29 protein-coding genes are annotated in these 21510 nt (G+C 32.7%); 27 read left to right on the forward strand and 2 right to left on the reverse strand.

Annotation, left to right across the window (positions count from 1 at the left end; translation table 11 throughout):
• The first annotated feature begins 78 nt into the window (after positions 1–78).
• From FFM55_RS07100 to FFM55_RS07115, 4 genes are all read left to right on the forward strand, one after another.
• On the forward strand, positions 79–462 hold the full coding sequence (locus tag FFM55_RS07100) for a VOC family protein (RefSeq protein ID WP_137600777.1): 384 nt from the start codon (positions 79–81) through the stop codon (positions 460–462).
• A gap of 87 nt (positions 463–549) precedes the next feature.
• Positions 550–1116: an LOG family protein gene (locus tag FFM55_RS07105; protein ID WP_137600778.1), complete on the forward strand. Its 567-nt coding sequence runs from the start codon at positions 550–552 to the stop codon at positions 1114–1116.
• A 404-nt stretch (positions 1117–1520) separates the two neighbouring features.
• On the forward strand, positions 1521–2615 hold the full coding sequence (locus tag FFM55_RS07110) for an alpha-hydroxy-acid oxidizing protein (RefSeq protein ID WP_042492620.1): 1095 nt from the start codon (positions 1521–1523) through the stop codon (positions 2613–2615).
• A gap of 49 nt (positions 2616–2664) precedes the next feature.
• Positions 2665–3546: a formate/nitrite transporter family protein gene (locus FFM55_RS07115; protein ID WP_081839287.1), complete on the forward strand. Its 882-nt coding sequence runs from the start codon at positions 2665–2667 to the stop codon at positions 3544–3546.
• A 225-nt stretch (positions 3547–3771) separates the two neighbouring features.
• On the opposite strand, the gene FFM55_RS07120 is transcribed toward FFM55_RS07115, so the two are convergent.
• Positions 3772–4449, reverse strand: coding sequence for a type 1 glutamine amidotransferase (locus FFM55_RS07120; protein WP_137600779.1), 678 nt, complete (start codon positions 4447–4449; stop codon positions 3772–3774).
• 224 nt (positions 4450–4673) lie between these two features.
• Between FFM55_RS07120 and FFM55_RS07125 the strand changes: the two genes are divergently transcribed.
• The 4 genes from FFM55_RS07125 (at position 4674) to FFM55_RS07140 (ending at position 8186) form a co-directional block, all read left to right on the forward strand.
• Positions 4674–5918 carry a peptidoglycan bridge formation glycyltransferase FemA/FemB family protein gene (locus FFM55_RS07125; RefSeq protein WP_137600780.1) on the forward strand — a complete coding sequence of 415 codons (1245 nt, stop codon included), beginning with the start codon at positions 4674–4676 and terminating at the stop codon, positions 5916–5918.
• A gap of 114 nt (positions 5919–6032) precedes the next feature.
• A complete protein-coding gene (locus FFM55_RS07130; RefSeq protein WP_042492624.1) occupies positions 6033–7070 on the forward strand; it encodes an SGNH/GDSL hydrolase family protein in 1038 nt (345 codons plus the stop codon).
• A gap of 17 nt (positions 7071–7087) precedes the next feature.
• Entirely contained in the window at positions 7088–7600 is a 513-nt protein-coding gene (locus FFM55_RS07135; RefSeq protein ID WP_042492625.1) for an NUDIX hydrolase, read from the forward strand.
• Positions 7601–7778: 178 nt separating this feature from the next.
• On the forward strand, positions 7779–8186 hold the full coding sequence (locus FFM55_RS07140; RefSeq protein WP_042492626.1) for a hypothetical protein: 408 nt from the start codon (positions 7779–7781) through the stop codon (positions 8184–8186).
• A 12-nt stretch (positions 8187–8198) separates the two neighbouring features.
• Here FFM55_RS07140 and FFM55_RS07145 read toward each other — a convergent pair whose 3' ends face one another.
• On the reverse strand, positions 8199–8741 hold the full coding sequence (locus tag FFM55_RS07145) for a GNAT family N-acetyltransferase (protein ID WP_137600781.1): 543 nt from the start codon (positions 8739–8741) through the stop codon (positions 8199–8201).
• Between the two features lie 203 nt (positions 8742–8944).
• Here FFM55_RS07145 and FFM55_RS07150 point away from each other — a divergent pair, with 203 nt between their 5' ends.
• The 19 genes from FFM55_RS07150 (at position 8945) to FFM55_RS07235 (ending at position 21354) form a co-directional block, all read left to right on the forward strand.
• Positions 8945–9925 carry a S66 family peptidase gene (locus FFM55_RS07150; protein ID WP_042492629.1) on the forward strand — a complete coding sequence of 327 codons (981 nt, stop codon included), beginning with the start codon at positions 8945–8947 and terminating at the stop codon, positions 9923–9925.
• Positions 9926–9949: 24 nt separating this feature from the next.
• Positions 9950–10138 (forward strand): hypothetical protein, encoded by a 189-nt coding sequence (locus FFM55_RS09940; protein ID WP_228179868.1) that lies wholly within the window; start codon positions 9950–9952, stop codon positions 10136–10138.
• A 21-nt stretch (positions 10139–10159) separates the two neighbouring features.
• Positions 10160–10513: a GNAT family N-acetyltransferase gene (locus tag FFM55_RS09945; protein ID WP_228180009.1), complete on the forward strand. Its 354-nt coding sequence runs from the start codon at positions 10160–10162 to the stop codon at positions 10511–10513.
• Between the two features lie 272 nt (positions 10514–10785).
• Entirely contained in the window at positions 10786–11187 is a 402-nt protein-coding gene (locus tag FFM55_RS07160) for a DUF4352 domain-containing protein (RefSeq protein ID WP_137600782.1), read from the forward strand.
• A gap of 24 nt (positions 11188–11211) precedes the next feature.
• Positions 11212–11580, forward strand: coding sequence for a hypothetical protein (locus FFM55_RS07165; RefSeq protein ID WP_137600783.1), 369 nt, complete (start codon positions 11212–11214; stop codon positions 11578–11580).
• 2 nt (positions 11581–11582) lie between these two features.
• Entirely contained in the window at positions 11583–11858 is a 276-nt protein-coding gene (locus FFM55_RS07170; RefSeq protein WP_137600784.1) for a hypothetical protein, read from the forward strand.
• Between the two features lie 93 nt (positions 11859–11951).
• Positions 11952–12467, forward strand: coding sequence for a flavodoxin (locus FFM55_RS07175; RefSeq protein ID WP_042492632.1), 516 nt, complete (start codon positions 11952–11954; stop codon positions 12465–12467).
• A 76-nt stretch (positions 12468–12543) separates the two neighbouring features.
• Positions 12544–13299: an HNH endonuclease gene (locus tag FFM55_RS07180; protein WP_137600785.1), complete on the forward strand. Its 756-nt coding sequence runs from the start codon at positions 12544–12546 to the stop codon at positions 13297–13299.
• Between the two features lie 142 nt (positions 13300–13441).
• Positions 13442–13936 carry a P-loop NTPase family protein gene (locus FFM55_RS07185; protein WP_042492635.1) on the forward strand — a complete coding sequence of 165 codons (495 nt, stop codon included), beginning with the start codon at positions 13442–13444 and terminating at the stop codon, positions 13934–13936.
• Between the two features lie 496 nt (positions 13937–14432).
• Positions 14433–14960 (forward strand): hypothetical protein, encoded by a 528-nt coding sequence (locus FFM55_RS07190; protein WP_042492636.1) that lies wholly within the window; start codon positions 14433–14435, stop codon positions 14958–14960.
• Positions 14961–14970: 10 nt separating this feature from the next.
• Positions 14971–15174 (forward strand): helix-turn-helix domain-containing protein, encoded by a 204-nt coding sequence (locus FFM55_RS07195; protein WP_042492637.1) that lies wholly within the window; start codon positions 14971–14973, stop codon positions 15172–15174.
• 157 nt (positions 15175–15331) lie between these two features.
• On the forward strand, positions 15332–16240 hold the full coding sequence (locus FFM55_RS07200) for an ABC transporter ATP-binding protein (RefSeq protein WP_137600786.1): 909 nt from the start codon (positions 15332–15334) through the stop codon (positions 16238–16240).
• A complete protein-coding gene (locus FFM55_RS07205) occupies positions 16240–17010 on the forward strand; it encodes a DUF2705 family protein (RefSeq protein WP_042492640.1) in 771 nt (256 codons plus the stop codon). The genes FFM55_RS07200 and FFM55_RS07205 overlap by 1 nt, the downstream gene beginning before the upstream one ends.
• Positions 17011–17928: 918 nt before the next feature.
• Positions 17929–18171 carry a helix-turn-helix domain-containing protein gene (locus FFM55_RS07210; RefSeq protein ID WP_137600787.1) on the forward strand — a complete coding sequence of 81 codons (243 nt, stop codon included), beginning with the start codon at positions 17929–17931 and terminating at the stop codon, positions 18169–18171.
• Between the two features lie 843 nt (positions 18172–19014).
• Entirely contained in the window at positions 19015–19269 is a 255-nt protein-coding gene (locus FFM55_RS07215) for a hypothetical protein (RefSeq protein WP_042492642.1), read from the forward strand.
• Positions 19270–19274: 5 nt separating this feature from the next.
• Positions 19275–19502 (forward strand): hypothetical protein, encoded by a 228-nt coding sequence (locus FFM55_RS07220; RefSeq protein ID WP_137600788.1) that lies wholly within the window; start codon positions 19275–19277, stop codon positions 19500–19502.
• Between the two features lie 20 nt (positions 19503–19522).
• Positions 19523–19870, forward strand: a complete 348-nt coding sequence (locus tag FFM55_RS07225; RefSeq protein ID WP_042492645.1) for a hypothetical protein — start codon at positions 19523–19525, stop codon at positions 19868–19870.
• 23 nt (positions 19871–19893) lie between these two features.
• A complete protein-coding gene (locus tag FFM55_RS07230) occupies positions 19894–20325 on the forward strand; it encodes a single-stranded DNA-binding protein (protein ID WP_042492647.1) in 432 nt (143 codons plus the stop codon).
• Between the two features lie 9 nt (positions 20326–20334).
• Positions 20335–21354: a coiled-coil domain-containing protein gene (locus FFM55_RS07235; RefSeq protein WP_042492649.1), complete on the forward strand. Its 1020-nt coding sequence runs from the start codon at positions 20335–20337 to the stop codon at positions 21352–21354.
• The last annotated feature ends 156 nt before the right edge of the window (positions 21355–21510 follow it).

A 21510-nucleotide genomic window follows, 5' to 3' on the forward strand; every position in this document is an offset into this window, starting at 1 on the left:
TTAATAATTGTCATTATTAAAGTAAACGTTTACAATAGTATTAATTAATCGCATTTAACAAAAATTTGGGGGCATATAATGGCATTAACTGATTACTTTTCAGGATTGCAGCATGTTGGTATTCCAGCTTCATCATTAACTGAAGCGGAAACATTTTGGACAAAATTGGGGTTTAAAAAAATTGGTGATTTTCCAGTCGGGAACGTTATCTTTATGCAACGTCAAAATTTAGTAATTGAAGCATGGACTGGGGATGACATTGTGGGAAAGCCTGGGGCTATCAATCATATTTCCTTAGATGTCGCTGATGCTGAAGCAGCATTAGTTGAAGCAAAAAAAGAAGGCTTTAATTTAATTGATCACGATATACAACATTTACCATTTTGGGACAAAGGCATTAAATTTTTTAATGTACAAGGACCAGATGGCGTTATTGTTGAATTTTGTGAAATTGTTAAATAATAGAATAGTTGACATAAGCCATTTGCGTTAGATATTGTTCCAATTCAGATGGCTTATTTCATTAGGTATAATTAGAAAAGGTTATTTATGAAAAGAATCGCAGTATATTGTGGTGCAACAATGGGTAATGATAATGCTTACCAACAAGCAACAAAACAATTAGCTGACTACTTAGTTGAGCATAATTTAGAACTCTTTTATGGTGGCGGAGGTGTTGGGTTAATGGGCATGTTAGCAAATGAAGTTTTAACAAATGGGGGCAAAGTTCACGGTATAATAACAGAGCAATTAGTACAACGAGAGGTCGCTTTTAATAAATTAACAGACTTAAAAGTAGTTGAAAGTATGTCAGTACGTAAGGATATGATGTTAAAGTTATCAGATGCTTGTATTGCTTTGCCGGGTGGTCCAGGCACATTAGAAGAAATTATTGAAGCCTTTTCATGGGCAAGATTAGGAAATAACCCAAATCCATGTGTGTTTTTCAACGTTAATGGGTATTATTCTCCCTTAGAAGATATGTTTGATAATATGGTGATAACAGGATTTTTAACGGTTGCAGATCGTCAAAAATTATTATTTTCTGATTCGTTAGATGAAATATTTAATTTTATGGCACATTATGAACCACCTCAGATTAGAACCTATAATTAAAATAGGTAGTCACTGCTAGATTTATTAATAACACAGTGTATATATTGAACATTTGTCTTGTGTGTATAACACGAGGCTTTTTTATTTTCTTAAAAAAATTAAAATGACTATACTGCTTCGCAGGGGAAAATCACAAACTAACTAGATTCATTTTATAAACCATTTAGCCAAATAAATACGTATTTGAGTCATTATAAGTGAAGAAATCATGCATAAAATTAGCAAAGTAATCATAAAAGTATGTTTTTATTTTATTTATTTTTATATACCAATTTAGACTATTTTGTGATTTTTTTTAGATTTACTATTGAATTTTATTTAATAACAACGTATCATGTATTTCGTAGGGAAAATGTAAGCGGTTACATTTTTTGTAACTTAAATTTTAAAAGGGGATTATATTTATGAGTGAGTACGTTGCTAGTACACGTGAAGGAAAAGTAGATTTTGTTAATACCAATGATTTAGAAGAGGCAGCTAAAGAAACCATTCCGAGTGGGGGATATGGTTACATTCAAAGTGGTGCTGGGGATTTAATTACCTATAAGCGTAATGTTACAGCTTTTGATAAAAAAGTTATTGTACCTGGTGTTTTGCGCGATGTCGAAAATCCAAATACAGAAGTAGATTTTCAAGATATGCACCTAACAGCCCCTATTATCATGGCACCGGTTGCAGCACATGGATTGGCCCATGTTGAAGGAGAAAAGTATTCAGCAAAAGGGGTTTCAAATTTTGGATCTATCTTTACGGCATCTTCATTTGCATCAACAACGCTAGAAGATATTCGTGAAGCTGGTGGTCAAGATGCCAATCAATGGTTCCAATTTTATATGAGTAAAGATAATGGTATTAACGACCAAATTATTGCAACTGCAGAACGTAATGGTTCGAAGGCAATTGTCTTAACAGCTGATGCAACTTTGGGTGGTAATCGTGAAGCTGATAAACGTAATCACTTTACATTTCCGTTGCCAATGCCAATCGTAGCAGCATATCAATCTGGTGTGGGTCAGAGTATGGATGCTGTCTATAAATCAGCTAAGCAAAAGTTGGCACCGCGTGATGTTGAATATATTGCTAGTCATACAGATATTCCAGTTTACGTAAAAGGTGTACAAAGTGCGGAAGATGTTTATCGTTCATTAGATGCTGGTGCTCGTGGTATTTGGGTAACTAATCATGGTGGTCGTCAATTAGATGGTGGCCCTTCAGCATTTGAGTCATTAGAAACTGTTGTCGATGCCGTTAGTGGTCGAGCACCCGTTGTCTTTGACAGTGGTGTTCGTCGTGGACAACATGTTTTTAAGGCGCTAGCAACTGGAGCCGATTTAGTTGCTATTGGTCGTCCAGCTATCTATGGGTTATCGCTTGGTGGGGCAACAGGTGTTGAACAAGTATTTAATTTCTTTAAGGATGAGTTGGCATTAGTGATGCAACTTGCTGGTACGCAAACCATTGATGACGTTCGCAACTTTACATTGCGTGATGCCTGGTAAGTAGTCATATAGTCAAAAGTAGTCATATAGTCAAAAGGAGTATGTACTAATGGATGCACATGTTTCAACATCAAAACCGGCTCAGTTACCCGATTTTGATGTAACAACACCGATTGATTCAGTCAATGAAGACGTAGTTGAAAAATCACCACTATTTAGAAAAATAGACGTTGCTTTAATGAACAAAGTCTCGCTGTTTCAAAATAGTTATGCACGCTATGCAGCGCGTGCCATGCTGGCAACTTTGTTCTTAACGTTAGGAACGGCCGCTGCATTCGGAACAGCATTACAAGCAGAAAAATTGTTACCAGGTTCTGGTAAATTTACTTTTGCTTTCATGTTTAGTTGGTCATTGGTTATGATTATTTTCATGGGAGCGGAACTAGGAACGTCCAATATGCTGTTTGTGACGGTTGGGGTTTATCGTAAAAAGATTCATTTCTCAACTGCTGCTAAGGTTTTAGGAACAACGTTGTTATTTAATTTAATTGGGGGGATCTTCTTTGCTTATCTCATTTCATTAACGGGTCCGTTCCAAGATTTACCATCAAGTAATTACCTATTTGATGGTATCGCTGGTAAATTAAGTAAATCATCAATTCAAATTTTTGTCGAAGCCATTTTTGCTAATATTATTGTTAATACGGCCTTCTTCATTAACCTACGAATGAAAGATGATGCAGGTAAGGTGATGGCCATTATTTTCGTCATCTTTATCTTCGCTTTCTTGGGTTATGAACACGTTATTGCTAATTTCCCAGCATTCTCACTAGCATTCTTTGCCTCAAATGGCACAATTGCTGGTATGACTCTTGGGAGTGTACTGCACAACTTGTTTTTTGCCTTAATTGGTAACTATGTTGGTGGTGCATTAATTATTGGTATGACTTATGCTTGGATGAACAAGACTAAGACTGATTATGTTGATTAAAAAATAGTTATTACAAAAAATCGTGAAAGCGATTAATAATATTAAAAGCAGGAACAGATAATATGATATCTGTTCCTGCTTTTTTAAATTTCCCATTAAATTATGTGCAGCTATCCGGTCAACTTTGTTTGTTATATTTGTATAAAAATAACTAAAAAGTCTTGATGCCTAGTCTAACAATAGTTATCAGTACTGAATATTACAGGAAGTTAATTTGGAGAGAAGCTAGTCTTTATTGTTACTAATATAATTTAAAATTTGAAACATAGTTTCTTGGTTTTCTTTTGGTACAGGTGTGTTTAGAATATCCGTTGCCGTTTGATTAAAGATAGTACCTTTCACATAAGCGGCATCATTTGTGACAATTTCACGGACGTCATTATCTTGTGGTTCAAAATGAAATTGTAAGCCAACTACACGATGATTTAGAATAAATCCTTGATTTTTAACAGCATCACTAGAAAATAATAGTTCTGCTTCCTTTGGTATTTCAAAGATTTCTTCATGCCAATGTAATGCTACCAGTTTGTTAGGTAGATTAGGAATAGTTGTCGTTTGTGGATAAACTGGTGCCCAGCCGACTTCCTTTGCAGGTGATTTTGTGACTGCATATCCCATAGCCTTAGCAATTTGTTGGGCACCAAAACAAGCACCAAACATAGGAATATTTCTATTTAATAATTCTTGAATTAGGTTTCGCTCTTCTGCAATCCAAATTAAATGATCATTAGGACTCATTGGACCGCCTAAAATTATCAGCATATCTGTTTGATCAGCTGTTGGTAAAATACCGTTAAATTGATAGGGATGATATACATAAATTTTGTGACCATATTTTTCAGCCCAGTTGCGAATACTACCAGGGCCTTCATTAGGTGTATGTTGTAAAATATTAATACGCATAAATATTTTCTCACTTTCTCTTATGGATTATAGTAACAAAGTTTAACGGATTATTAAAACTGAAAGCAATTATCTAGATTTGGTATGTCAGATTGAAAAATTTAATCAGTTTTTCTGAATTGTGAATTTTATATGAATTTTGTCACTTAAATTTAAAATAAGTGTATAATAAAATCAATATATACATAGTATTGAAATATAAGAAATGGGCGAATTAAAGAACTATGAAGTTTATAGCATTGGATAATCAATTAGATCAATGGGAAACATTCGTTGAGACTAATGAATTAGGTAATTTTGGTCAAAGTAGTTACCAATTTGAGTTGTTATTAAGTAGAGGGCGTAAAGCAAAAGTATTTGGTGTCATTAGTAATACAGATGACATACTTGTGGGTGGTGTTGTGAACTGGGATCCGACAAGATTAGGTTATAAGTATTCACTATATTATGGCCCTTTGGTAAAAGATTGGTCTGATACTGATGCTTTAAAATGCTTTTTTGATGGTTTAGTAGAATATGCTAAACGTAACAAAGGATTATATTTAAGTGTTTCACCAAATGCCATTTATCAAGAATTTGATAATGATGGTAATCCAATTTGTACACCTAAAAAACAAATCCTTGATGCCATGTGTGGATTGGGGTTCACACATGAACCATTTAAGTATGGCATGCAAGATACTGGGGTAACTGTTTGGCAATATGTGAAAAAGATTGACGGACAAACATATCCCGAAATATCAAAAAGCTATCACAAGATGGCTAAGCAGTATTTAAAGAAAAACAAACTTTTTCAAGTTAATGTGCGTGAATTATCCCGAGATGACCTACCTATGTTCAAAAAAATCATTGATGATACAGCACAACGCAGGCACTTTTTGAGTAAAGATTTAGAATATTTTGAAACAGCTTATGACAAATTCCAGGACCGCATTAAGTTTGTGGTAGCTGAGGTATGTTTTTCAAAATATATTCAAATCGCACAAGATAAGCTAGATAAAACAAATCAAGAAATTGAAAAATTACAACTTAAAAAAGAAACAGCATCTAATAAAACCCGTATCGATAAGCAACTTAGCGAGTTATTTAAACAAAGAGATAACCATGAGAAGCGTATTCAACATGGTAAACAAATGCGAATTCATGCAGGCAAAGATGTAATTCCAGTTGCTGGCGCAATGTTCATTATCATGCCACAAGAGACGGATTATCTATTCTCTGGGTCATATGAAGAATACAGTGAATTCTATGCACCCTATCAGATTCAGGATTACATGTTACGCATCTCGCAAAACTTAGGCGTTAAAACCTACAACTTCTTAGGAATTGATGGTAAATTTGATGGTGTACTTAAGTTTAAGACACAATTTGAGGGTATCGCACAACAGTTAATTGGAACTTTTAATATACCAATTAATCCTTTTAAATTTAACATATATAAAAATTTAAAAAAATTGGTTACTAAATAATCCTACATTTATATAGGTCTCATTAAAGGATAAAAGGGGCAAATATATATTAATATAGGGATTTTGAATGACTGTTTTAAACGATAAAGATAATTAATTTTAGGATAATTAAAAATGTTTAGTAAGTATATTAAATTTAGTCTGATGATAGCTACAGTACTGTTTATTTTATCTTTTCCCAAAAACGGGGTATCTGCTAATGTATTAGATCCCAAAACACCACAAAATATTAAACTACTACCACCGGTAAAACAGCATCGTCTCCTAACTACAAGAAAAGATGATACAAACTTGCTTTCAAATGAAATCTATTTTGGTAATAAACGTATTTTAATAATTGGCGATTCATTGTCTGTGGGATGGGATGGTAAACAAGTTTTAAAAAATAATTATCCAACGATATTAAAACGATTGTTAAAGCCAAAATCATTGAACAATGCGTTTTCTTCAGCTGGGTCACAAATATCTGGTAATAATAATGGTACGCCGATATTTGATTTATCAAATAATGTTTCGCGTATATTAACTACTAATATTATAAAACGTACTGATATTGTAGTGATTGAAATTGGAATAAATGATTTAGATTATAGTCGTAATAATTTAGGTTATGTGCAACAAAGATTACAAGCAAATATTCAACGGTTACGCCAGGCAAATCCAACAATCAAAATTTTTGGGATTTTACCTGTGAATTCATATATGCCTGTTAAACAAGGTGATTACGCTATTAATCAACTGAAAAGAGCATTAACAGATGTATACTTGAGTTTTGGTATACCAGTGCTTAACGTTACTGATTTTGGTGTTGCTAATTCACCGGCTGATTTAGGCGATAAGTTAGTCCATCCAACCCAAAAAACATATAGGCAGATGGCTACAGTTATTAGTAGTTGGATGAACAGTAATTACATAATGCTGGCGGATGAACATAATAGTAAACAATTATTTAACTCGAATGGTTGGCAAAAGAATGAATCTAATCAGTGGCAATATGCAATTAACAATGTTCTACAATCTGACTATCATGAAATTAATGGACATGGCTATTATTTTGATCCTAAAACAAAAGCATTGGTGACAAACCGAAATATTAAATATCTGGGTAGTCAGTGGTATATTAATAAAGTAGGTGAGGTATTTAAGCACTGACAACAAAGGGGTAAAATATGGCACATCAGAATATACACCGTGCATTTGGTGTTTATGGAATTATCACTATTGATGGTAAGTTAGTCGTAATTAAGAAAAATGGTGGCCCATATATTAATCGGTTTGATTTACCTGGTGGTAGTTTAGAAGATGGTGAATTACTAAAAGATGCTATCAATCGTGAAATACATGAGGAAACAGGTTTAGAGGTCTCGAAGATAACACAATTAGGGATTACGAGTTTTAAATATCCTTGGGATTATCTAGACTATACAATAAACCAACATATTACTGTTTTTTATGAAGTTCAAGAGTTTGCAGGTCAAATCATGGCTTCTGTTACACAGTTTGCAGGGCAAGACTCACTAGGTGCTCTGTTAGTTAATTTGGATCAATTAAATATTAATAACGCTTCGCCACTCGTTTTGAAAGCAAAAGACTATATTCAATCTGGGTTATTTAATACTAGCGATACTAGCATTGAAACTTGGCAGGTTTTGTCAGAGAATGAGCGAGTGTTCGGAAATTAAAGCATTTATCAATGCGTAAATTATAAAAGTCGTCAAACTGGAATTTATCTGAGTTTGACGACTTTTATTTTGACATTTAAAGTTGGAACCTTTAAATTGAAAATACCTTGCGTTTAACTTCATTATACGCTAATAAGATGGTTCGCAATATTGATATAGAACGTTGCAATGTCGGGTATTGAAAAGTATTAAGTGGAGGAAATTAGCAATTTTATTTAAAAATGATGAAATTTACGATGGCTTATCGGCAAAAGGTAAGTTAGCTTATTTAATTGATATTGAAAATGGGAAGGAGAATGACCAGGAAGCATTTCATTATGTTGATACAGAACTACCAGAATCAAGTGATGATTTTGTTTTAAGTAAAACGTTAATCAAATTAACTGGTAATGATAATGAGATACAAAAGGTTCTGAATTATATAGATAAGCAAGATGGCGCTAATGCAATACCAAAAGTAATTCAAGAATTAGGTGATTGTTTAAATATTAATTTAACTGATAGTGATGGTAGGTGGTTATTAGCCTGCATCATGGCATACTCGGACGATTATTATGATAAAGTTTTAAAAATAATTGCGAGTTGATCATTAACGTTATTAATCTAGATGCATTCTATTAAACCATTCATCACGTAAAATACCATATTTAACTGAATCCCAATATTTATTTTGCCAAAAACGAACTTGACGAACTTCAGCTTCCTTTTTTAATTGTAAGCTCTCAGCTAAAGCAATCATACGAAAATTTCCTGACCAAGTGGTTAAGCCGATGTGTGGTAAATTAGTCGTTTCAAAAAGTTCAGATAACCATTTTTCTAAAGCAATTTTACCGATACCTTGATGCCACTTAGTTTGTTTGTAAACAGTGATACCGACATCTAGCCATTGGTTTAGTGGTGCATCTTCGTAGTAAGCGGAAACTAAGCCGACCAGCTCATCATTAATCCAAATAGCTTTGCGCATAGGATTTTCTAAATAAGGATTAGACTTATCTAAATCAATAAATTCTTTTTTTTCGGGAAGTTTGTCGTGAAAATAAGGGCCATTCCATTTTGTCCACTCGGCGTTAGTATCACTAAAAGCCAATTGCCAGAATGGTAATAAATCTTTTTCGCTTAATTGTTTTAATGCAATTTGCATGATTACTCCTAATATTTTGTATATTGTAGACTACTTACTTCAGTGTTAATTATATACTGAAGATTATTTTAATTTCAATAGATTTACTCATAATAAAACGTTATAATATCAATATTATCAGTTAATAAATTAAAAATAAATGACATTATACTATTTATTATTTAATGGAAGGTAATAAGTAAGACATTGAAAGGATACAAACTATGCAAAAAATTTATCCTAAAAAATTACAACCGGGTGATGAAATTCGTATTATTTCGCCAAGCTCTAGTTTAGAGAGAGTTGGTGGGATGCAAGATAATTTAGTTGCACGAGAGCGTTTAGAGAATTTAGGTTTCAAAGTTACGTTTGGTGTGCATATTTATGAAAATGATCAACTATTTTCGGCCTCAATAGCATCAAGATTGGCTGACTTACATGACGCTTTTGCGGATAAGCAAGTTAAAGCAGTTATGACAACGATTGGCGGTTTCAATGCTAATGAATTATTACCCTATATTGATTGGACATTAATTAAAAATAATCCAAAATTTTTCTTTGGTTATTCTGACACAACCAGCTTGCATACTGCTATTTTTGCTAAAACAGGTTTAGTGACATATTATTCGCCAGCGTACTCTTCTTTTAAAATGGATGAACTGCAAGATTTCCAAACTAATCAATGGTTGAAAGCAGTATCAGGTCCAGCAGGTGGCAATTATGATTTAGCGACTAATGATGTATTTACAAGTGATCCATGGTATGACACATCAATACCAAGAAATTTTTTACCTAATAAATGGGAAGTGTATAATGATGGACGTGCTAGCGGGACCATCATTGGCGGTAACATTCAAACTTATCATTTATTATTTGGGACACCTTATTTTAAAAAAGTTATGCAACCTATTGCGTTTTTAGAAGAAGCTGAAGAAGGAGATGCATATGAATTTGACCGATTACTTGCACAATTTTTACAAGTTAATCCAGATATAAGAGGATTAGTAATTGGTAGATTTCCCAAAGAATGTGAGATGACACCTGATTTGCTGTTATATATATTAGACAAATATCCACTTCTCAAACAGATACCTGTCATTTATGATGTTGATTTTGGCCATACGCAACCTATTTTCACGTTTCCGTTAGGTGGCGAAGTTACAATTGATACTAATACGTTACAGATAACAGTTTATGAAGAATAGTTTTTATTTTCGGGAGGTTGCATGATGTTCCAATTTAAAATTGATGAAGAAGTAAGTTTAGCACTACCAAGGCCAAAAATTGATGCAGAAGCAATCTATGCTTTAATTGATGATAGTCGTGATGAAATTGCGCCATGGTTGACGTGGGCAAACTTTATGAAAAAACCAGAAGATGAAGAAAAATTTTTAGTTAAAACAATGGAACATTTTTGAAAAGGGTATTCTTTAAATCTGATTGTTCTTTATAAGAATCAACCCGCGGGTATGATTAGCTTTAACAGATTTCACAAATTAGATAATAGTACTGAAATTGGGTATTGGTTGGCTACTAAATTTGTTGGTAAAGGGATTATGCAACGAGCAGTTAGAGGGATGTGTGAATTAGGATTCATTGATTACAAAGTTAATAAAATCGAAATTCATACAGCGGTTGAAAATACACGGAGTAACAAGGTTGCAGAACGATCAGGTTTTCACCTAGATGGTTTAATTCGAGCTAGTGAATTACTAGAAGATGGTTATCATGATGGTTATATTTGGACTTTACTAAAAAGTGATTGGGGGATAATAAGAGGAATAGTTAGATAGATTTAGGATTGATGTCAGGCATATAATAAGCATCAATCTTTTTTAATGGCTTTTTATTCATAATACTTTTTACTCCAATAAAATATATAAATTAGTTGCTGAAACAACAGACTTCGTCATATTTTTGTTATAATTTAATTAGGATATCTCTCATCATATGTGACATTAATTCATATATGATGTTTTCCAAATATAATATTACTAAGTTGGCTTAAACATATAGATATGGGGAATTATGTTTAAATGCAGATTAATAAAAAGAGGTATTTATCATGAAAATGCATAACAAAATGGGCATTGCTATTGCATGTTTTATGGCAGTGGGTACGCTAGCAGGCTTTGGTGGCAGTATAGACACTGTCGCTGCTAAAGCTTCAGCACCTTCAAATGGCGCTGCAGTTAAAGTTAAGAGCGGTGAATATATTATTCCTGATAATAAAAAGACTTTATCTAGTGATAAGGCTTATTTGGCTTTAGATTTACACATTAAAAATAATGGTCCTAAAGTTAGTTTAATGACCAGTGATATTAAATTAAAAGATAAAAGTGGTAGTCGTATTAAATCCGTTCAAATTTACGGTAGTGGGGATGATTTCTCGACTATGGGATACGAAAAATTAGCAAAGCATGATACAACGAGTGGTTACGTTGTTTTCCCTGTTGCTAAAGATTAAAAATATACTTTAGAAATTGCACCGATGGCATCTGGTACTAAAAAGTATCCAACTACTAAGGTGAAGATTAACACTAAAAAGTATCAAGATCATACGCAAGATTCTCAAAAGGCTATGACAAGTTATGTTGATAGCGTGTTCTTAAACAAGCAAGATGGTAGTTCGTATGACAAGCTGCTTACTAATAAATTAGAAGATGAACAAGTTTCATATCGTAATGTTGCACGAGATTTTCTTGAAACAAGAGCATTCAACAATACAATTGCTGATGAAACAGCCGAAAATATGGTTAAGCAGATTCAAGATGTAAACAATAAAAAGGATCTGTTAAGTATGCAATCAAATCAGCAACACCAACAACTGCTGAAATCACAGTTACACCAACATTGGTAAAGTTGTCTGAATTGTCGTCAGTTATTTCTGAGACACAACGTCGAATAGACGAAACGCAAAATGCGAATGGCAAAATGTCATATAGTGAAGTAAATCGTGCTGTTAAGGAATCACTTGTTCAAAAGTTCCCAGAAGTGCTAGAGAAGATGCCTATGCGTGAAGCTGATGGACAAGATATTAAATTAATTAAAGATGGTAAGAAGTGGACAATTGACACATCTGAGTCAGACTACTCATTTGAATCTTTGCAGAAGGAATTTAGTGGTAGTTTTAATTAAAAGGCAGGTTATTGAAATAACGTGTTAAGCCCTGTGAGTCGGTAATAAATCAACTTACGGGGCTTCATTATGTGTTTTAAAGGAGTTTATATTATGAATAATAATAAAAATTTAATCGTGTATTATTCACGAACAGGTAATACGGAAGCTGTAGCAAAATTAATTCATGACAAATTAGGTGGGGATGTTATAAGAATAGAAACAAGTGAAACGCGGCCGGCCAATTATCGACAGGAAGTTCAACAAAATCAAATGGAACAGGAAAACGGTATTCTACCTGGTTTAAATACTCATATTAGTAGTCTAAAAAATTACAAGAATGTTTTTATTGGAACGCCAACTTGGAATATGGCATTACCGCAGGCAGTTGTTTCTTTCTTAACCAGTAATGACTTTACTGGGTTAAATATTTTCTCTTTTAATACTAATGGTGGATATGGTCAAGGGACAACCTTTGATCAGATTAAGACGTTAGCGCCAGATGCACATATTAATGATGGCTTCTCAGTTAAAGGTGGAGAAGAGAGTAAAGGTAGACTTTTAAATATTAAAGATGATCGTAAGTTAGAGGTGTCTCAGTTATTAGATGAGTGGTTAAATGAGTTTTGAATGGCAATGTTTATTTTGGCAGCCGTTTTATTGTATGCTTATGGTATAAAGTTTAATAAAGAAAGTACGTGCATAAATGAGTTCATTCATAATACCATCCAATAAAAACAAATATGATGCAACAAAAGCATTTAACGATTTGGATATAGTTCACTGGGTACAACATAACAATAAAAGTGTACAAGTTGGCGATATTATATATATATATGAGTCAAAACCTACACAAAAAATAATCTTAAAAACAAAAGTTATAGAACGAGATGTCTATAATTATCATATTGATGATTCACAATATAGCGTGATTGGTTTTGATTTTTCGAGTAAGGGACCTTGGTTTTCTTTAAAATTAGTGAAGAATGTTAACGTTAATATTTCACTAACAGATTTGCATAATCTTGGGCTTAAAGGAAATATACAATCTCTAAGAAGTTTGGACGATGCTACATCACAAGCAATAGATATAATATCTAACGACACTAATGGTTTAACTAGTGTTAAATTAACTGAGGGTAAAAAAATTCAATTTTATACTACCCGATATGAGCGAAATCCTAAAAATAGGCAAGTATGTTTGAATTATTATGGATATAATTGCATGGCATGTGGATTTAATTTTGAACGGATGTATGGTGAATTAGGCTATAAGTTTGTTGAAATTCACCATAAAAAACCACTTTTTTTGCAAAATAAAGAAGTTTCTATAGATCCAATAAATGATTTAGTTCCACTTTGTTCTAACTGTCATAGAATGATTCATAGAGATAAAACCAATATCATAACTTTAGACGAACTACGAAGTAAAATATCATTTACTTATACAAACTTTGATTAATTGTTTTGAAATGGGCTATTTTCGATAATTTAATTGTTTATTGGCTAAATTTAAAAAGATGAAAAATAATAGAAAGTGCTATAACTCAATAACGTAGGTTTAAAATTGATGCTATTTTAAATAAAATAATGGAGATAAATTTATGAAGCCTATTTTTGTTTTGATACGTGGAAATTCTGGTAGTGGTAAGAGCGTTTTAGCTGATGAATTACAAAAATCTTTTGGATTTGATGATTGTTTTGTGATACATCAAGATGTTATTCGTCGAGACATACTACATGCAAATGATCATGTAGGCACACCAACAATTGATTTAATAAAAACTTTATTTTTTTGGGGTGAATCTCGTTATAAAATAATTGTCCTAGAAGGTATTCTACGAAAAGATGTATATGGGGAAATGCTTATTGATTTAATTAATAATTTTGATGATAACGCTTTTGTTTATTATTTAGATGTATCATTCTCCATGACAATTAAATATAATCAAATGAAAAATCAACCTTTCCCGGTGGATAGTTTAAAAAAATGGTGGCGTGCCAATGATTACTTGAATTATAAAGAACAACGTTTGTCAAATGGGAGTACAAAATATCTTTTACAAAGTATTATTCAAGATATAACAGATAATACTTAATTAACATAGCAGATGTCTTAAACTACTTTTTTATTTATAGTGGTTTTTAAGATTAATAATTTAGTAAAACCGCAGTTGAATTTATCATAAATTTAGCTGCGGTTTTTGAGTGTTTAAACTATATTTTAATTACTAAATGAGGTTGTATAATCAATATTTTAGAGTATGTTTTTATAAAAATTATAAATAATCTATACTTTTAATGATTATTACGTATGTTAAAGAGTTAGCATGAATCAAAAGTCTTTTGTTTTTCAAATATTTCTTTCAATAATAGTTCAGTCAACAATAGACTTCCTATTTATGTGACGATATGAAGTTAACCAATAATAGTTTTAGTACGTAAAAAATAAGTGAATAATATTGAAGTAGCTTTTATGAAATATTTACATAGAATATCTAATTATAAAATATACAATATTGCTTAAAACTATTAAATAAATCATCACGATAATTAATTATCGTTATATAATAATTTCGTAGAGGAGATAAGAAAATGATAAAAAAAGAAAGTTTAATCGTAAATTTTCTAAGCTGGGGACTGATGATAGCTAAATGGTTGTTTGGGATAATGGTATTTTTATTAGTTACTATAGGAATAGGTTTAGCTGTCCCAGGAATTCGTAAGAATCTAAGTTATAGTACTAACATTTTAGGAATTTCTACTTCAAATCTGACCGTTGTATTTGGTGCAATTTTTGTAAGCTTATTTATTTTTATGATTTTTTTTGCAATAATTAGCTATTTACAAAAGCTTATAAAAAACATAAAGAATTTAAGCTTTTTTGAAATTACCAATTTGATAAGTATTAAGAAAATTTTACATCTTATTTGGGTGTTAATAATTGTACAAATATTTTATGGAATGTTGGAAATTGTACTAGGTATTTTGAATAATCAAGCCATTTCGATCAATTTTGCAGCTTTATTAATAAGCTTTATTTTTGTGGTGGTTGTTCAAACCATCTATATATTGTTGGATAATGGTTTAAAACTAAAAAATGAAAATGATTCATTTCTGTAGAGGGAATTAGATGATTAAAGTTAATTTAGCAAAAGTTTTAATTGATAAAAAAATGACTTCGAAAAAATTAGCCATAGAAGTCGGAATAACTGAGGCCAATTTATCAAATTTTAAGAATGGTAAGATGAAAGGAATTCGCTTGGACACACTAAATCGGATTTGTGCAGCCTTGGATTGTCAGCCAGGTGATATTTTTGAATATGTCGTTGATTAAAAATTTAGATGATAGTAGAAAAATACATTGTATTACTCTTATTGATAATAAGAATTGTAAAATAAAGGTATAAACATACCATTCAAAAAACATTTAATATTGAATTTAATCGTCTGCACATTGTGAATTAAATTTTGTCACAGATACGAGGAGAACAATGAATAATACATTAGAAATAAAACACTTAGAAAAAAATTTTGGTAAGAAAAAAATATTAACAGATATTTCATTTACTGTTACTAAAGGACATATTGTGGGGTTGGTTGGTGCAAATGGTGCAGGGAAAACAACCATTATGAAAGCTATTTTAGGATTGGTTGGTTTTTCTAATGGCACTATTACAATCAATGGTGAATCAGTATCATTAAATAAACATCAAGCTTTGTCTAAAGTAGGTGCATTAATTGAAAATCCAGGAATATATCCTTACTTAACAGGTTGGGATCATTTACGCTTGTTTGCTGAAAAAAACATAACCAAAAGTATGATGACAGAATTAGTTTCTGCTTTAAAAATGGATAAATATATTCATCAAAAGGCTAAAGGGTACTCACTGGGGATGAAACAAAAGTTAGGAATTGCATTAGCTTTTTTGAATAATCCTGATTTTGTTATTTTAGATGAACCGATGAACGGTTTAGATCCACAAGCAACGTTTGATTTGCGGCAATTGATAACTACTAAAGCGAATGAAGGAACAACCTTTTTAATTTCATCACATATTTTAGGTGAATTGGAAAAATTAGCAAAGGATTTGGTAATTATTGATCGTGGTCAAATTATTAAACAAACTACAACTTACGAGCTATTAAGTACAGGAGAAAAATATTTTGTTTTACAAACTAGCGACGATGATAGGGCACAGCAATTATTATTGGACCACAACTTTAATCTGAAAGAGGATATATCTATATTAGTTCCTAATATAGATAATAATAGTTTGGCTAATGCTTTAAAAGTACTTATTAACAATAATATTGATGTTTTGGACGTACAACATAAGGATAATGACTTAGAGGTTTCATTGCTTGAATTATTACAACATGGTGAAGAAGGAGTAAAATAATGAGTACCTTAATTAAACAAGAAATCTTTAAACTTGCCAGAAAACGCAGTACTTGGCTTTCGACCATTATTTTAGTCGTGCTACAAGTCGTATTGGCTCTAATTGTTAATAAATATCCAGACGTATTATCAATAGAATCTATATATATGGATGGATTTTTAGGGTTAGAATTAATATTCTTTTTTATGGTTGCTGCATGTAGTAGTATAATTACAATGGAATTTCAGTATAATACGGCAAAAGAGTTATTTTATCGTAAATATAGTCGTGGACAAATCCTAATATCAAAATGGATAACATTATTTTTGTACAGTGTTTATTGGTTTATTTTAACTTATGTTGTTACTTTTGGACTTAAACTTATCTTTTTCCCACACTTTGACTTAACTAAGAATGTTGGCCATGGTACCACATTGGTAATAAGTCAACTACAGTATGTTGGGTCTCAATTTTTAAGTTATTGGTTAATTTTGACGCTTGTATTATTATTAGCTAATTTGTTCAAAAGTTCTGCTGTTGCAACGTCTGTTGGACTAATAGGTTATTTTTTGATTAATATTGTTTCAGGTTTGATGGTATTATTAATTGAAAAATGGGATTGGATCAAGTGGAATCCATTAACTATGTTGATGTATCCAGCTCAAGTACAAGAGAACACTACTAAAGCAATAACACATTTAACAATTAATGAATTATTTACAGGGAACGTTATTTATATTGTTATCTTTCTTGGAATTGGTTATGTTATTTACCGTAAGCGGACTGTATAATCAGTGAACTTGCATCAGTTATAAATTATTTGAATATATAACTTTTTTAAAGTTAGCTAAACGAAAAGTATTCCGTAAATTATGTGGTTCTACAATTTTGGTTTCGATGTCAAATGGCATGAAAAATTGTAAAATTAACTAGAAATATAGCTTGTAAACCCGGCTGTTTTGCCAGATTTACAAGCTTTTTTATGTAGTAAAATTCACAAAAGTAGTTTAATGTATTACAATTTCTCCAATATGCTTAATATGTCGATTAGAGAAAATTTTTAAGAAAGCGTGTTTAATACCTTAGGTCCATGGCCAAGTTGGGAGGAAATGTTGCGGTCAATTAAAATGATGATGCTTATAAAAAAGTAACCTTAAACTAAGTGATATTTCAGAGTAATAAGTTATATCTAGGTAGAATTAAAGAAGTAATCTTAGCAAATATTATACCAACTATAGCCTTGGATTATTGATCATATTTTAGTTGTGGTAAATATTGAATTAAAATAAATTGACGTTCTTCAACGTGTACTGATTATTAAAGATATTTAATAGTTATATCGTAAATAACTATTATTATTTATTCTAAAGGAACAAGGAGACCAACTGGCAAAATGCATTATGGTAAAACTGGTTCAGAAACCTTAGCTATATTTAACAGTGGTGTCAGTAATTTTAATTGTTATGCATGGTCTTTTGACAATTCCCACATTTTTTAGTTGTATGAACTTTATTCTTAACTATACACAGTACTATAAACGTTGATATAAAGGCGTTTAGAGACGTGTATAGTTTTTTTATTACATTGGTTACAAAATAATGACAGACTGATTTTTAATCAAGTATATAGCTAGTCACCGGACTTAGTTCGGTTAATTTTTTGGTAAGAACTTCCATTATCGATATTAAAGAGTAAGGAGGTGAGAATTAATGGATTATAAAGAAAAAGAAACATTGGGGCAAGCAGTTAAAGCTTGGCGTGAAGATCATCATTATCGCATGGGTGATGCAGCTAATGTAGCAAAAATTCCATATGCAAGCTTTCAACGTATTGAATATGATAAAGGCACACCACGTATAAAAAATTTAGCATTGATTGCTAAGACATTAGGCATGTCCACTGATGAAGTCATTATGCGTTGGTTTAATGATGACAAACAAAAAGATCAATAACTGAAGATAACATCGCATCTCACAAATGACTGATGTTATCAACCGTTATTGATCTCCCAAAACTTAATAAATACCCTCTGTTGCGATTAGTACTGGTAATACTTTTTAAAACAGAAAGTACACGTATCATTTTCAAAAAAATGAAGAAAATGAGCTGGTTTTAGTGCGACATTTTTTAGCACCGAACCTAATGTGTAGATTAGTATAACATACTATAGCATATCATGTGAAGTCATGAATGAAAAGTTCATTTCTGAAGGTCATTACTGGTGTATAAGACGTTACTAAGAGCCACAGAGGGGGTATAGTAGCGTTTTTTGACTATACCAAGATGGCTTTTAGGCAGTTACAGAATGCGACGTTGTAACTTGTATGAGCAAACGGGGTTCGCATCGCCCACACGTCGTCAGAAAGGTGCCAGAGAACGTCGTAGCGAACGTTTAAAGTAATGTGGCGTAATTGATAGCCACTGGTGGTGACAACCAGACAAACGCGTCAAAAGGTCAGGGTGGACGTACTGAAAATGGCGTCACACGGCAATCACAATGACTTCATGGTGCTTAGTTCATAATTCGACCGTATAACTCGAAATGATGTTGTGATGGTAGCTGGGCAGTGCTGGCTTTAAACGTGTGCCAATTCTTGTAATTGGACGACAAAACAGTGATTTTGATCACTCTGATCGCAGTTAGTGTTTTGTTGGAATAGCTCGCTCAAGGGAGAACTCTCCTAACTAACGCTACGCGTTGTTGATGAGTTGTTAAGCATCAGTCTAATTAATGATTAACTACATGAAGTATGTCGTTTTGTTGTCCAGCAAGTTGGACAGAACGGAGAAAGAATATGTTAGAAATTGATAAATTAAAAACGATTGAACGCATGGAGCATCAACCAACAGCGTATGTGTATGTTGCTTTCGATAAGACCTTTTCAACTATTAGAGCTTATGCCGATAAGCAAGCCGATTTACATAAGCAAGTCTTGGCAATGCAAGCACAAAAGGTAGAGATTTTTTGGTTAGGACGATTGTCTAAAGCAGCCTGGGATGATGTGATGCAGCATTGTATTGTGTTAGAAACAGTGCGTGGGTGGAGGTGAATGAAATGAATTACCAGTACATTGCAGTGGATTGGCAGCGACGTCATATCTTATTAAGTGCCGAGTCAATGGCCAGTTTGAATCGGCTAATCTTATCTGAAAAAGGGCAAGCATTAATTTACCAACAAGCTGTTTGGATATACCGGATTGAGGCAGAAGTATTTGGCAAAGTAGTACAAGAAATTGATCGAACTGGGGTCGCTTTTAGTCAATTAGTACGACCTGATCATTAGGTAATTGTGGGAGGTAGGTTATGTGGGAGCAATTAGATTTAATTGATCAGCAGGCAACAGATAATGATAATCATTCTAATGAACATTATTCAGTTTATTATGCACATCGTGTATCAGCACAACGTATTAATCAAACAATTGAATTAGTTCAAATTAATCAGAAAAAATATTTATCGAAGGGACAACTTGTTGAAACTAATCAGCACGAATTGTTAGTTATTGAACGTCGTGTTTTAGCTAAAGAATTAGTCAAGATTACGTCTGATATTGTTTTGAAAGTGCAGATTAAAGAACAGTTGTTAGAAGAATATTTATTACTGACAATAGCGCAAAGTTGTCAGCAAATGGATGAATTGTTTAATAGTTAAAGTCATGAAAAGGAGAAAAAATCATGCAAACAAATATTCATGTGGGACGTCTGTTAAAAACATTTAATGTGCAAATGGTGGGTGAGAAAAAAGATATTAAAATAGTGCGTTTAGGTTTGGCAGTTAAACGGTATTTGAGCCAGAAATCCCAAACTGATTTCATTTATTACGTGGCGTTTGATAAGACGGCGGATATGTTATATCAGTATGCCAATAAGCAAGGACTACCACTTGAAGTTCATTTTAATATTCAAAGTCATCGCTATGAAACGACCGACGGTCAGCGTAAATATCAAACCACTAATGTGATCACATCATTCATGCCTTGGTCAACTAATAATCAAGACAAATCTGGTGTGGCGGATGATGAACTAGCAGCTGCAAATGACGAAACAGAGGCAGATGTTTTACAAGGGTTAGCCGGCTTAGTTGCGGATGATTTAGAAATTAGATAGGAGGATTTCATGCAGCATGTCAAAGTTAAATATAGTGAAAAAACGCATCTAAAAGAAGGTGCTGGTTGGTTCAGTCGTTGGTGGTATCGCAGATGTGTTAAGCATGATAATCGGCAATATAATCACTACGATCAGCAACGCAGAACCGTCACGTTACGTTTCCTAAGTTTACTCGGAATAGCTGCGGCTATTTTGATTTATTCTATGGTAATGCCACGGCCGTCAAGTACCGTTTCAACCAAATTAAATCAAGAGATGGCGTTTGGTAATCAAGGCACTAATGTTGCCTTAACGAAGAAAATTTTTAATGATGAAACGGGACTATTAGAATTACATTTTAAGTTCACCGGAAACGTTGATGATTCGATTACCACAGGCATTAATATGAAACGGTTTAAGTTGTCATTTGCTGGTGATCGGTATATTCAAAATGACCAATCTGAGTATCATATTTTGGCCACTTCACCTAATACAATGGTTGTCCAATTTGAGAAATTAAAGACTAATTTTCAAGATGTACGTATTAGTTTTGCAGACAAAACAATTGATACGGAAAGCATCAAAACGGCCGCTAATGATGACGAAAGTGCCACAAATAAACAAGCCAAAGCAAGCGATCAATTAGCCACAATTATCATTAACAATGATGATAAATTACCAACTAATTCACAACGTAAAGTATTAAGCAAAAAGCAGCTAGTTGTGGCCCAAACGAGAACAAATATTCAAGAACATGAACACAATATTAAAGAAAATCGTGCCGCGATTAAAGCGTGGCAAGCAGCCATTAAAGAACAAACGGAAAACGTGCGGGCAACGCGTCAACAAATGCAAGATATGACTGATAAAGAACGATCACAAGCTAACGAAATAATTGAGTCTTATGAATCAAAAATGACCGATCTTAAGAAAAATATTAGTGATGCAAAGACTGATATTCGGAGTGGAAAAGACAAAATTAAACACTTAGAAAAACAAAAAACGAAGCAACAACATGGGCAACTGAATGTCCCTAAATTAGCGCAATAACTTTTGCGGAATTGCTGCAAACTAATCAGTAATTCCGCAATATTTTTAACCAAATACATGGGGTGTCACTGGGGTGTCCGGATGGCATCCAGTGGGGTGTCTGGCGGGGTGTCTTTGGGGTGTCCAGTGGGGTGTCACTGGGGTGTCTTTTGAAAA

The organism is Weissella sagaensis, assembly GCF_005405285.1.
GTDB classification, from domain to species: domain Bacteria; phylum Bacillota; class Bacilli; order Lactobacillales; family Lactobacillaceae; genus Weissella; species Weissella sagaensis.

What these genes read in the sequence shown, in the direction of transcription:
- FFM55_RS07100 (WP_137600777.1), top strand. Translation starts at nt 79, where the DNA reads ATGGCATTAACTGATTACTTTTCAGGATTGCAGCATGTTGGTATTCCA.
- FFM55_RS07105 (WP_137600778.1), top strand. Translation starts at nt 550, where the DNA reads ATGAAAAGAATCGCAGTATATTGTGGTGCAACAATGGGTAATGATAAT.
- FFM55_RS07110 (WP_042492620.1), top strand. Translation starts at nt 1,521, where the DNA reads ATGAGTGAGTACGTTGCTAGTACACGTGAAGGAAAAGTAGATTTTGTT.
- FFM55_RS07115 (WP_081839287.1), top strand. Translation starts at nt 2,665, where the DNA reads ATGGATGCACATGTTTCAACATCAAAACCGGCTCAGTTACCCGATTTT.
- FFM55_RS07120 (WP_137600779.1), bottom strand. Translation starts at nt 4,449, where the DNA reads ATGCGTATTAATATTTTACAACATACACCTAATGAAGGCCCTGGTAGT.
- FFM55_RS07125 (WP_137600780.1), top strand. Translation starts at nt 4,674, where the DNA reads ATGAAGTTTATAGCATTGGATAATCAATTAGATCAATGGGAAACATTC.
- FFM55_RS07130 (WP_042492624.1), top strand. Translation starts at nt 6,033, where the DNA reads ATGTTTAGTAAGTATATTAAATTTAGTCTGATGATAGCTACAGTACTG.
- FFM55_RS07135 (WP_042492625.1), top strand. Translation starts at nt 7,088, where the DNA reads ATGGCACATCAGAATATACACCGTGCATTTGGTGTTTATGGAATTATC.
- FFM55_RS07145 (WP_137600781.1), bottom strand. Translation starts at nt 8,741, where the DNA reads ATGCAAATTGCATTAAAACAATTAAGCGAAAAAGATTTATTACCATTC.
- FFM55_RS07150 (WP_042492629.1), top strand. Translation starts at nt 8,945, where the DNA reads ATGCAAAAAATTTATCCTAAAAAATTACAACCGGGTGATGAAATTCGT.
- FFM55_RS09940 (WP_228179868.1), top strand. Translation starts at nt 9,950, where the DNA reads ATGTTCCAATTTAAAATTGATGAAGAAGTAAGTTTAGCACTACCAAGG.
- FFM55_RS07160 (WP_137600782.1), top strand. Translation starts at nt 10,786, where the DNA reads ATGAAAATGCATAACAAAATGGGCATTGCTATTGCATGTTTTATGGCA.
- FFM55_RS07165 (WP_137600783.1), top strand. Translation starts at nt 11,212, where the DNA reads ATGGCATCTGGTACTAAAAAGTATCCAACTACTAAGGTGAAGATTAAC.
- FFM55_RS07175 (WP_042492632.1), top strand. Translation starts at nt 11,952, where the DNA reads ATGAATAATAATAAAAATTTAATCGTGTATTATTCACGAACAGGTAAT.
- FFM55_RS07180 (WP_137600785.1), top strand. Translation starts at nt 12,544, where the DNA reads ATGAGTTCATTCATAATACCATCCAATAAAAACAAATATGATGCAACA.
- FFM55_RS07185 (WP_042492635.1), top strand. Translation starts at nt 13,442, where the DNA reads ATGAAGCCTATTTTTGTTTTGATACGTGGAAATTCTGGTAGTGGTAAG.
- FFM55_RS07190 (WP_042492636.1), top strand. Translation starts at nt 14,433, where the DNA reads ATGATAAAAAAAGAAAGTTTAATCGTAAATTTTCTAAGCTGGGGACTG.
- FFM55_RS07195 (WP_042492637.1), top strand. Translation starts at nt 14,971, where the DNA reads ATGATTAAAGTTAATTTAGCAAAAGTTTTAATTGATAAAAAAATGACT.
- FFM55_RS07200 (WP_137600786.1), top strand. Translation starts at nt 15,332, where the DNA reads ATGAATAATACATTAGAAATAAAACACTTAGAAAAAAATTTTGGTAAG.
- FFM55_RS07205 (WP_042492640.1), top strand. Translation starts at nt 16,240, where the DNA reads ATGAGTACCTTAATTAAACAAGAAATCTTTAAACTTGCCAGAAAACGC.
- FFM55_RS07210 (WP_137600787.1), top strand. Translation starts at nt 17,929, where the DNA reads ATGGATTATAAAGAAAAAGAAACATTGGGGCAAGCAGTTAAAGCTTGG.
- FFM55_RS07215 (WP_042492642.1), top strand. Translation starts at nt 19,015, where the DNA reads ATGTTAGAAATTGATAAATTAAAAACGATTGAACGCATGGAGCATCAA.
- FFM55_RS07220 (WP_137600788.1), top strand. Translation starts at nt 19,275, where the DNA reads ATGAATTACCAGTACATTGCAGTGGATTGGCAGCGACGTCATATCTTA.
- FFM55_RS07225 (WP_042492645.1), top strand. Translation starts at nt 19,523, where the DNA reads ATGTGGGAGCAATTAGATTTAATTGATCAGCAGGCAACAGATAATGAT.
- FFM55_RS07230 (WP_042492647.1), top strand. Translation starts at nt 19,894, where the DNA reads ATGCAAACAAATATTCATGTGGGACGTCTGTTAAAAACATTTAATGTG.
- FFM55_RS07235 (WP_042492649.1), top strand. Translation starts at nt 20,335, where the DNA reads ATGCAGCATGTCAAAGTTAAATATAGTGAAAAAACGCATCTAAAAGAA.